Below are 6,779 nucleotides of genomic sequence, written 5' to 3' on the forward strand. Positions count from 1 at the left end.
GTGCCTGAGAATGCGGACCTGCTCCGGTCGCTCCTCGCGCACCCGGTCCCCGGCCTGCGCGCCTGCGCGGTGGCGGGACTGCGGGCGCTGGAGGCGGTACGCGTCGATGACATACGACTACTCCTGGACGACCCGTCGACGGCGGTTGTCCGGCAAGCAACCGCGGCCCTGTTGCCGTGGGCCGAACGCCTACCGCAGGAGCTGCTGCGCGGGCTCCTGGCCGAGGACCGTCCGCGCCTCCAGCGGGTCGCGGCGAGATGCCCGCGATGAGGAGGCCGACGCGGTAGACCGTGACGGTCTTCTCATAGCAGGTAGCCAGGCCGCGCCATTGCCTCGAGTCGATTGATGCAGCGTTCGACGGTGTTGCGTGCTTGTAGGCATCTCGGTCAAATCCGGGCGGGCGCCCGTCACTGCGGCCCCGGCGCCTGCGGTTGGCGATCTGATCGGCAGGTTGCGGGATCACGGCGCGTACTCCGCGCTGTCGCAGGTGGTCCCGGATGGGCCCGTGATGAGTACGCCTTGTCCGCCAACACCATGGAGAGTCTGGTCCTGGGCCTCCCAACCCGACCTGGGAGCCGGATTGGCCGCCATCACGTGCTCGAACGCCGGCGGGTCTCCGGCCTGGCCGGGCGTGAGTGCGAAGCCCAACGGGCGACAGCGGCTGTCAGCAGCGAGATGGATCTTCGCGGTCAGGCCACCACGACGAGACCGTCCGATCGCATGACCTGCGGGTTTGTCAGCCGGAGCCCCTTTTTTTTTCGGGCCCCGGAGCCGTTCTGGTGCACGCGCACGATCGTGGGGTCCACCGCGACAACCCAGTCCAGGTCGCCTTCGGAATCGGCCTGGGCGAGAAGGCTTGCTCTCGGGTGCACGAGCTGGCCCAACGTCACGTCCTACTCCTCCGGTTCCCAGGCTAGAAGTTGGTCGAAGATGCGCCGGTCGCCGTCGAGCTTCAAGGAGTCCAACGGAATGCGACCGTGGAAGACGAGGACCAGCTCAGCGGCAGTGCCCAGTGCGGAGGCGCCACCCACTTCCGGGCCATCGCCGACAATTGCGGCGGGTTCTGTGCCGGGCGAGGGGATGCGGGTGGAACGTGCGCCGTTGCCGTCGACCGTGAGGCGCCAGGAGCGGCCCTCTGTGGTGTGGCAATTGACGGAAGTGGGTTTGTGCGGCCAGGCGCTGGTCGTTGCGACACAGGTGAACAGGAACTCCTCGACGCCGTCGAGTGCCACCTCGTCGGGAAGCAGGTGCGCGGCACCCACGGTGGCTTGGGCGTCGTACGTGTGCAGGGAGATCTCCTGGAGCTGGTGCCGGGCGACGGGACCAGAGGTCTGCGGCGACTGCGACGTACCCCACCACGGCCAGCAGCTGCGATCTGGGCCTGCTTCCCGCGTGCGTCGAGCAGCTCCTGCGTCGATGCGGCCAGCCAGGCCAGCAGGGCCTCACGTTCCCGAGCCGCTACCGGTGCGCCCATTGGTGCGGACTTGGCGGCGACAGGCCCTGCGGCGACGGTGGCGGCCCAGGAGCGGCGTCCCTCGCTGTGCTCAGACGGTCCGACAGCGACATTCCCGACCGATCGGGAAGCGCGCGGTCTGTGCCGCGCGCCATCGGTCGGGGGTTGGTCAGTGGCATCCGCTGCGGCGCGGGGGTCAGGCATCCACCATCGTGGGCCGCGGACGCGAGCCTCGCCTTTCCCTTCGGGCCCTGACAGGCGAATACCGACACGCGCCAAGGTGGCGTCAGGCGGGCTGCGGGGCGGGCGTTGCCGGAGCGGCCGCGACCTTGCGGGTCTCGCGCATTATCAGCAGGCCGTTGACCACCATCAACGTCGCGGTCAGGCCGTGGACGCCGAGTGCGGTGGCCACGGAGCCGTGGTGGGCCAGCACGGTGGCCATGTCGCCGTACGCGGCGAGGGCCTCCACCAACAGCACCCAGCCCAGTGCCCGGCGGTGACCCGTCACCAGCAGAATGCCCAGGACCAGGGCCAGGACGACGTCGCGGATCCCCTTGATGATCAGGAAGCCGCCGGCGTCGCCGGACGGCCAGCTCGGCAGGCCGAAGCCCGGTGCCGTCGTCTCCGGGCGCAGAATGAACTCCGACCCGAACCAGAGGATGAAGAGGATGAAGGCGGCGGCCAGAAGGGTGTTGATCTTCTTCAGCAACATTGTTTCTCCTTGCGAGTCTTCGTCGGCTTGGTGAGCTTCGTGGAGCTTGCTGAGTCGTGTTAGGCCTGATCAGGCCGCGCGGACGCGGCTGGTCGAGGGGCGTAGTTTGCCGGGATCGCAGTTGTGGGCTCTGGGCGGCAACTGCATTCCCGGATGTCGGGATTTCGGTGGCCCGCTGCCGCCCCGGGAGTGGGATTGTGCGCCGCTTGCGCGGTGTGGCCCGCGAGGTCAGGCGAGGGCGGCGACCAGCAGGGCGAAGGCGGCGATGATGACGGCGACGCGGACGTAGTGGAAGCGGTCCCAGCGGTTCATCTGCTCCTTCCAGTCGGCGGGCCGGTTCTCGGGGGTCCACGTCTTGCCCCGGTTGTTGATCGGGACGAGCAGCAGGATCGACATGACCACGCTGAGGATCAGCAGCGCGCCGGCGGTGACGACGAGGCCGGTGCCCTGGTGGTGCCATCCGGCGATGGCCCAGACCGCGACGAGGAAGAGCGACCCGATGTACCAGACCGGCATCACGGCGCCGAGCATCCGGCCCCCGTGGGCGCGGCCGAGCTGGCCGCTGTCCTCGGGGAGTGCGTTGAAGATCGGGTTCATGACGAAAGCGACGGAGAACTCCACCCCCACCATCAGGCCGACGGCCACGGTGGTGAACACCTCGAGTGCGTTGAGCATGATGACCCCTCCAGAGATCTAGCACTGCTAGACGATGAGGCAACGATAGTACTACTGCCGCTCGCTCGTCTAGCGATGCTAGAATCGCATCATGTCGGTACAGGAACGCAAAGAGCGCGAAAGGGCGGCCCGCGAGCGCCTCATCGTGGCCACGGCCCGCGAACTCGCCGAGCAGCAGGGCTGGGACGCGGTCACCACCCGCCGGCTCGCCGAGCGCATCGAGTACAGCCAGCCCGTCCTATACAGCCACTTCCGCGGCAAGCGCGAGATCATCGGCGCCGTGGCCCTGGAGGGCGCCGCCGAGTTGGCCGTCGCGCTGCGGGCCGCGACCTCCGCCGCGGACGGCCCGCGCGCCCGGGTCACCGCCCTCACCCGCGGCTACCTCGACTTCGCCGCACGCAACCCGGCGGTCTACGACGCCCTGTTCCAGCTCGACGGCGGCCTGGCGTACGCGCAGGAGGACACCCCGGAGCCGCTGAAGGACGCCTTCGCCGCCCTGCTGGAAAGCCTCGGAGAGGTCGCCGGGGACGGCGTCCACCCGGGACTGTTCACCGAGGTGTTCTGGGCGGCCCTGCACGGGCTGGCCACCCTGACCCGAACGGGACGGCTGCCGCCGGAGGACATCGAGCCGAGGGTGGAACTGCTGGTGGACCGGCTCACCATGGTCTGACACACCACCCCGGCGGGGCACGCAGCCGGGGCCTCCGGGCCCCGCCGCTGCCTGCCTGCGGCATCGCTTCCGGTCCCTCGCGGCCACACGGCGCAGATCGCCGGGCCCCGTACCCCGGAGCGCAACCGCCCCGCAAGCTGCGCGGATCGGCCGCGGGCCGCGGGGCGGCTTCGCCGAAGAGCTGCTGACCGGGGTACTGCGCGCGGGCCCTGCCGCGCAAACCGAAGCGCTGTCACTCAGCCCACAACACCCCACCCATGCCGGAGAAATGCCCGCCCCACAGCCTTCTGCAACACGCTTCAGCTGAGCCGGCCGGGGGCGCTGTCAGCGCAGCTGGAACCTCTCACGGCCAGCTCGGGTGTCAGGGCTACATGGCAGTGATCGCTACTCACCGAGGGGAAGCGTGGTCTTCGCCTCCAGCAACCGAACGGCTGTTGCACCCGTCGTCCGGCCTGGACGCTGTAGGGATGTGAGGGGGACGGTTGCCGAGGATGCGTACTCGATGTCGTCGTAACCGACCAACGCCATGTCCTCTGGCACACACAGACCGGCGTCGAATAGCGCCTGCAGGACTCCCAAGGCGAGCAGGTCGTTGGCGCAGAGAGGGCTGGGCGGGCGGCAGCGGATCCTTCCTCTCCAGGCTCCAGCCCAACAGCGGTGCGCCAAGCTCGCTGGAGAGCTGCGGCGAGCCCGCAAGTGATGCGGATGCTTGTCTCCGATGACATGAGACAGCGCGCTCCGGGGTTGGCCCGGGCCGACGCGGGGCCACCGGATCGCTTCCATCACGGTGATGAACTGGGTGCAGTCCTTGACGTTGCCGCCCGCGACCACCAGCGTGAGCGGGCGGCCGAGAGCGTCGCAGGCCAGAGAAATCTTGCTGGTCAGGCCGCCTCGCGAACGTCCGTGTTCCCGGCGCCCCTTCTTCGAGCTCCGACGGTGTGGTGGTGGGCCCGCACGACAGTGGAGTCGACGTCGCCAGAAATGTCCACGATCAGGACCGCACCCGGATCACCGAGATACTCGATCGTATAGTCACGTCCGTCATCCAGGACGCCGTCGGCTCCTGGATACGGTTCGGCAGGCGGTGGATGCGTTCCGAACTTGCGTGACCCGCCTCCTTGGCCAGCGTGCAGACATCCTTCTGTTCCAGCGGCGCTATGAGTCCCCGCGCATAGGCAAGAACGGACTCACACGGCTCTGACCTGTTGAATCGGTGCAGGAACCGCGTTGCACCGCACTCAACTCACCCGCCCACAAAGGGACCGCAGATTCCCACCATGACAACACCGACAATCGACCAGCCCACCCGTCACGGCAGACACCGTTGCAGGACTAGCGCAGTTGGTGCTGCTGATTCCGGGACCCGTAGTTGTGCTCGGAAATGTTGATGTTGTTTGTGATGTCACCGACGGAGAAGTTGATCAGTCCACCGCAGGCGAGGAGACAGAAGCCGGGGGTCGGGTTAGGGGGCGTCGGGGCGGACGTGACCTGGACGGTCGTGGTGCCGCTGGAGGCTGAGCACTCCCCGTCGCCCAGCCCGTTGCCGCTATAGGAGGCGGTGATGGTGTGCGTGCCGGCGGTGGTGAATTCATAGGTGTAGCTGGCCAGGCCGTTGGCATCCACGGGCACGAGTGGGAGCTGGATGTTGCCGGCGAAGAACACCACGCCGACCTCGGGCCCGCCGGTGGGGTCGGCAGGACAGTCGACCGTGGCCGCCAGCACTACCGGAGCGCCAACCGCGGCGGACTGCGGAGTGGCCGTCACTGTGGTGTTCGATGCTTCGGCCCATGCGGGCGAGGCCAGCCCCAGCACGGCGGCCAGGGCTGTGGCGATGACCAGCTTCCCTCTGTTTTGTGCGCTTCTCACCGGTTCGGCTCCTTGTTCTGTCGCCGGGCCCGCAGGGCGCGGGCGCCGTGGGGCCAAACGCTATGACGATTCCTTTTGCCCTCCAGGGAGGCGGCGCCCACAAGTAGCCTGGTTGGATCATCAGCCCGGGCCGGCCGTCAGGCAGCTGAGCGAGGTAGAAAAAGAGGCTGCATGAAGTGTTTGCGGGACTTCTTTTCCCGATGTCCGGCTGTCAGATGCCGGGCGCGACGATCCGGGTGTAGGTCAGCCCGGGGCTGGTGCCGCCCGCCGTGGTGACGGTCACCGTAACCGGGCCGGCGGGGCCCGCGGGTGCGACTGCTGTGAGCTGCGTGCCCGACGCAACAGTGAATGAGACGGCCATACCCCCGAAGGTGACGGCCGAGGCGGTGGCCAGGTTCGAGCCGGTGAGGGTGACCACGGTGCCTGCGGAGGTCGGACCACTACTGGGCACCAGCGCCGTCAGGGTGGGCGTGGCGACATAGGTGAAGGCAACAGGGTTGCTCGTACCGCCTGGGGTGATCACCGTGATCGGTGAACTACCCGTTCCCGGCGGGGAAGTGGCCGTGATCTGTGTCGCCGAGACCACGACGAAGGAGGCAGCGTCGGTGGCGCCGAAGCGCACGGCACCGGCATTCAGCAGATTACTCCCGGTCAGTGTGACCACCGCGCCACCGGCCGTCGGGCCCTGGGCGGGGGCGGCACTGTTGAGGACGGGAGGCGCGGCGTAGAAGAAGAATGCGTCCGGGGCGCTGACGCCCCCTGGCGTCGTGACGGTCACCACGGCCGCGCCGGCACTTCCGGTGGGCGTCACTGCGGTGATCTGGGTGGCTGAGTTCACTATGAACGACGCCGCCGGGATCCCGGCGAAGGTGATCGCCGTGGCCCCGGTGAACCCGGTTCCCGTCAGAGCGACACTGGTGCCGCCCGATGTCGGGCCGCTGTTGGGCGCCACCCCGGTGACCACCGGCACCTGCGCCACGACATAAGTGAACGTCACCGAGTTGCTGTTGCCGGTCGGATGGAGGATGGTCACCGCCGCCGCGCCCGCGGCGCGGGGCGGGCTCACAGCCGTGATCTGGGTGGCCGAGTTGACGGTGAAGGAGGTGGCGTTGGTGCTGCCAAACCGTACGGCGGTAGACCCTGTCATCCCGGTGCCTGTGAGGGTGACGGTTGTACCCCCGGTGGTGGGCCCTTGCGAGGGATTGATGGTACTGATCGTGGGCGGCATGAGGATGCTCCTATGGCAGCCTGGGCGAAGCCCGGGGTAACGGGGACAGCTTCCGGGCAGGAGGACCGCCGCATCTGGGACGTCGGCGGGTGAGGCCGTCCGACCACCGGGGATCGATGGCCGGGCGGCCGAGAAGGCGAGAGCCGCCGTCTGGGAAGCGGCGGCCAAGGCGAGC

7 protein-coding genes and 4 pseudogenes are annotated in these 6,779 nt (G+C 68.6%); 2 read left to right on the top strand and 9 right to left on the bottom strand.

Annotation, left to right across the window (positions count from 1 at the left end; genetic code table 11):
* Positions 1–270, top strand: a pseudogene (locus ACFWFI_RS39565) (hypothetical protein); the annotation flags it as partial.
* On the opposite strand, the pseudogene ACFWFI_RS39570 reads toward ACFWFI_RS39565, so the two are convergent.
* The 5 genes and pseudogenes from ACFWFI_RS39570 to ACFWFI_RS39590 all read right to left on the bottom strand — a co-directional run.
* Positions 257–860, bottom strand: a pseudogene (locus tag ACFWFI_RS39570) (IS5 family transposase); the annotation flags it as partial. The pseudogenes ACFWFI_RS39565 and ACFWFI_RS39570 overlap by 14 nt on opposite strands.
* Positions 861–893: 33 nt before the next feature.
* Complete coding sequence (locus ACFWFI_RS39575) at positions 894–1,262, bottom strand: hypothetical protein (RefSeq protein WP_387400296.1); 369 nt, start codon at positions 1,260–1,262, stop codon at positions 894–896.
* A 66-nt stretch (positions 1,263–1,328) separates the two neighbouring features.
* Positions 1,329–1,430: pseudogene (locus ACFWFI_RS39580) on the bottom strand (hypothetical protein); the annotation flags it as partial.
* A gap of 309 nt (positions 1,431–1,739) precedes the next feature.
* Positions 1,740–2,165 carry a DUF4267 domain-containing protein gene (locus ACFWFI_RS39585; protein WP_387400298.1) on the bottom strand — a complete coding sequence of 142 codons (426 nt, stop codon included), beginning with the start codon at positions 2,163–2,165 and terminating at the stop codon, positions 1,740–1,742.
* Between the two features lie 228 nt (positions 2,166–2,393).
* Positions 2,394–2,840, bottom strand: coding sequence for an anthrone oxygenase family protein (locus ACFWFI_RS39590; protein WP_387400300.1), 447 nt, complete (start codon positions 2,838–2,840; stop codon positions 2,394–2,396).
* Between the two features lie 91 nt (positions 2,841–2,931).
* On the opposite strand from ACFWFI_RS39590, the gene ACFWFI_RS39595 reads away from it, so the two are divergent.
* Positions 2,932–3,510, top strand: coding sequence for a TetR/AcrR family transcriptional regulator (locus ACFWFI_RS39595; protein ID WP_387400302.1), 579 nt, complete (start codon positions 2,932–2,934; stop codon positions 3,508–3,510).
* A gap of 384 nt (positions 3,511–3,894) precedes the next feature.
* Here ACFWFI_RS39595 and ACFWFI_RS39600 read toward each other — a convergent pair whose 3' ends face one another.
* The 4 genes and pseudogenes from ACFWFI_RS39600 to ACFWFI_RS39615 all read right to left on the bottom strand — a co-directional run bounded on the left by ACFWFI_RS39600 (position 3,895) and on the right by ACFWFI_RS39615 (position 6,604).
* A complete protein-coding gene (locus tag ACFWFI_RS39600; RefSeq protein ID WP_387400308.1) occupies positions 3,895–4,293 on the bottom strand; it encodes a substrate-binding domain-containing protein in 399 nt (132 codons plus the stop codon).
* A gap of 190 nt (positions 4,294–4,483) precedes the next feature.
* Positions 4,484–4,794, bottom strand: a pseudogene (locus ACFWFI_RS39605) (IS701 family transposase); the annotation flags it as partial.
* A 48-nt stretch (positions 4,795–4,842) separates the two neighbouring features.
* Entirely contained in the window at positions 4,843–5,376 is a 534-nt protein-coding gene (locus ACFWFI_RS39610; protein WP_387400304.1) for an Ig-like domain-containing protein, read from the bottom strand.
* Between the two features lie 211 nt (positions 5,377–5,587).
* Positions 5,588–6,604, bottom strand: a complete 1,017-nt coding sequence (locus ACFWFI_RS39615) for an IPT/TIG domain-containing protein (RefSeq protein WP_387400306.1) — start codon at positions 6,602–6,604, stop codon at positions 5,588–5,590.
* Positions 6,605–6,779: the final 175 nt, after the last annotated feature.

This window comes from Streptomyces sp. NPDC060209 (assembly GCF_042728155.1).
Classification (GTDB): domain Bacteria; phylum Actinomycetota; class Actinomycetes; order Streptomycetales; family Streptomycetaceae; genus Streptomyces.